Raw genomic sequence first — 3319 nt, forward strand, 5'->3', positions numbered from 1 at the left:
GTTTAAGCCGGAAATTTCTGCTGCTGTTTTTGCGGCTGAGCCGCCACAGTTGCTTAAGCCGATTGTGACTTCTCAGGGAGTGCATCTGATTTTGGTTGAGGAGATTCTTAAATCGGAATTGGATGGGAAGCTGCGTTCTGAGATTATGTCTGATTTGTTTACTGGGTGGTTGAAGGAACAGATTGGGGAAGTTGAAGTTATTAAGGAACTTGAAGCCAGTAGCTTAAGTTCTAAGTCTTAACTACAACTTCTATAGCAATTCTCTATGCCATGAGGTAATTGATCCCCCTAAGTCCCCCTTATCAAGGGGGACTTTGAGGAAATGAAGCGTACCTCATAAATCCTAGAAACGCTATAACTAAATTAATACTGCCTTTAGTCTCCTTTAGCAAGGGGATGGTTTTGATGTCTAGTTATTAACTGACTGTCACACCGTTGGTTACATCCAATGGTGTGTAGATATCTTCAGAGCCAGGATTGAGGTAGGGGCGCTCGATGTCTATTCCGTATTGCTCAAACTGCTTGAGTATATATTTCATTCGAGCTTCTGGAGATTCATCACCGTTTTGATGGGCTTCTACTAGGGCATTAGCAACAATTTGGCAGCGGTTCATTCCAAAATCTTCAACAGATCTAATTTGCTGTTTGGGTGATTCTGCTAAAGCCAGCCCTGGTGCAAGCATCTTAGTGAAGATAGGAATCTGATTATGAAAGTGCAATTGGTTTTCTGCATAAACATTCTCTAGCACTGGTCTAACTAACTCGTAGTCCTCCGGAGCAAATCGAAGCATTCCTGCATCATAACGTCCGTAGTTATAAGGATTGTACAAGGTCATGAAGGTGAAGGGTAATTTAATATCATTTAGTTGTGCAGTTAGAGTTTTCATTACTGCAACTGCACCTTCAGCGCTAAAGTTGAAGTAAACAACTAATGGGTAAATGCTAAAGTTAAAGTCAACTAAAGCGTCTCCAATCACTGTATAAAACCCACGCTTGAATTGGTGAGGAGGTATTCTCACTGCTACCACATCACCCACAGCGGCTAATTGGTGTGCTAACTGAAGATGATACTCTCGCTGAATATGTATTGTCACATTTTCATGTTCGACTGCAAGACTGCCATCAGCTTCTTCTCTAAGCACACGAAAGTTTTGGTAAAAGCTCCCCTTACCCCTATTATTTTGATGTAGTTGCTCATAAAAATCCCAGTCTATTTCAAATATTTTAACAGCACTTTTTTCTAAATCAATGTAATCTTGATTAACTTTTATAATGGTTTCCTGTGTAAGTGAACCTTCGTAGTAAATACGACGAAGTAGACTATTTAAACTTCCATTGATGTAATTCTCCTGAATTTCCTCAGGTAATTGCTGAAGTTGTTTTATTAACTCTGCAGGAAGTTTTTCAGAGTTGTAGTTAAGATGGCAGACAAAAAAATCGGAAAAATTAATTTGAATATGATCAGCAATATCTTTAAGTGTTTGCCGTGAATACATAATTTGATTTTGGACGTAATTAAAAATATAAGATTTACTATTTTTTGTTACTATAACAAATAGTATTTTAAGGTTATTACTCAATTCACCATGCTAATTCTTTTAAATTTGGCAAAAGAGATTTCAAAGATTTTTCTGGATTGCATAGCATATTATGGGACAATTTAAGTATAAAAATTCCTTGGTTATTCAAGCCTTTGAATGAATTAATCATGGTTATAATTTTATAAATTAATGCAAGACCAGTAAACTGGATAACTCGCTCTAGAAAGCAAGGATAATATTTAATAATTTCGGGAAATTTACTAATGTAACCTTTGAGCAATGCTAACACTGAAGGTTGAATGGCTTCTAAAGGTATGACTGCTAGCTGGAATGATTTCTCCAATGGAAGAGCAGGATGTAAAAATATACTATTTAGCCATAAACTAAAATAGTCGGCAATCACCGTTCCTAGATCAAACGCTGGATCACCCCAACTACAGTTGTCCCAGTTAATAATCTTAATAAGATTATTATCAAATTGCTTACTCTGAAGTAACATATTTTCCCACTCTCTTGGGATTAAAATGTTGTCTAAACAAGAGCTATTGTTGGTCAGACAATAGTGATTATGTTCTGAAATAAGCTTTTTTACTACATTATTCATACTTTCATCTCTTTGATAGAGCTTCATAAATTTCATAGATTCAGATGGCGAAATAAAGAAGGTTTCAGGAGTAATTATTGGTCTTAGATAAAAAGGATAAGGAAATTCATAGCAAAGTTTTTCTCCAACACTTTTGTTCAGAAAATTATGGGATTCTGGATTAACCATAGTCTCTTTATGTAGAGATGCCAAAGATAGACCTACTAACTCCGGAATTTTCGTTGAAAAAGCTTTATAAGTTAGGTAATAATCTCTTAAATTTAGATAATCTTTAGGACATTTATAGATAAGTATTGAGTTATTTTTGTCAAATCGGAGTATCTCTAAGCACAAGGAAGCAGTGTAGTCTAAACCCGGGGTAAATTGTAAAAATTTCTGGAGTTGCCATTCATTCAGAACTTTGTTTTTGATCCCATCAATGTAATTGTAATGTTCTTGCTTAAGCACTATATTAAAATCACTCAGTGTTCTGAGAAAAAAAATCCTACTGCATTCTAGTTCACTCCCTATTACTTCTAAGATATCAATGTTGACTGATTCTAAGTTATGTTGTTGGCATATACCAGAATTAATTAAGTAATTTTTTACGTTATTAGAGCTTAATTTTATGTTCATGAATAGCCTCCATATTCTGTATAATAAATAGGAAAAATGGGAGTAAATCTATCTAATAATAGCTCCCAGTTTTCCTAAACGAACTATAATGGTAATGGTTAATAAATTACCATTTTATAGAACTGCTAGTTGTTACATCGCGAAGCAACTACCACCACATGACTGTGCACAAGAACCACTATTAGTTACAGCGTTACTCCGTAAACCTCCATAAATATAATCTACAGAATCATCACTTAGTGTATATAGGAAAGTTTCTGAATCTGCAAATAATTCAACACCAGCAGGTTTGATGTCGTTAACCTTGATTTTAGCCATTTGAGTTTTTCTCCACTAATGAATCTGTGTTCGTTACCAGGAATCAATTAGTAATTTTTGATTCCTGTTTTAATCCTATTAAAAATAATTTAGTGTGTCTAGTATTTTTAGAGCTTATTGATGCTAAAGCAAAAACATTTTTGTCATTAAATTAGATGTCATTACCTTCCGCTAAACCTATTCATAGCTCACAATTAACCTCTTATACTTAACCTCTCGCTAATTTACCGAATCAAGTAAA

General features: G+C 34.7%; 2 protein-coding genes and 1 pseudogene. 1 reads left to right on the forward strand and 2 read right to left on the reverse strand.

Annotated elements, in window-relative coordinates; translation table 11 throughout:
- Positions 1-241: pseudogene (locus tag F6K49_RS38105) on the forward strand (peptidylprolyl isomerase); the annotation flags it as partial.
- A 175-nt stretch (positions 242-416) separates the two neighbouring features.
- On the opposite strand, the gene F6K49_RS38110 reads toward F6K49_RS38105, so the two are convergent.
- Positions 417-1580, reverse strand: coding sequence for a T3SS effector HopA1 family protein (locus F6K49_RS38110; protein WP_293105449.1), 1164 nt, complete (start codon positions 1578-1580; stop codon positions 417-419).
- Position 1581: 1 nt separating this feature from the next.
- Entirely contained in the window at positions 1582-2760 is a 1179-nt protein-coding gene (locus F6K49_RS38115; RefSeq protein WP_293105452.1) for a hypothetical protein, read from the reverse strand.
- Between the last annotated feature and the right edge of the window lie 559 nt (positions 2761-3319).

It is taken from the genome of Moorena sp. SIO3I6 (assembly GCF_010672095.1).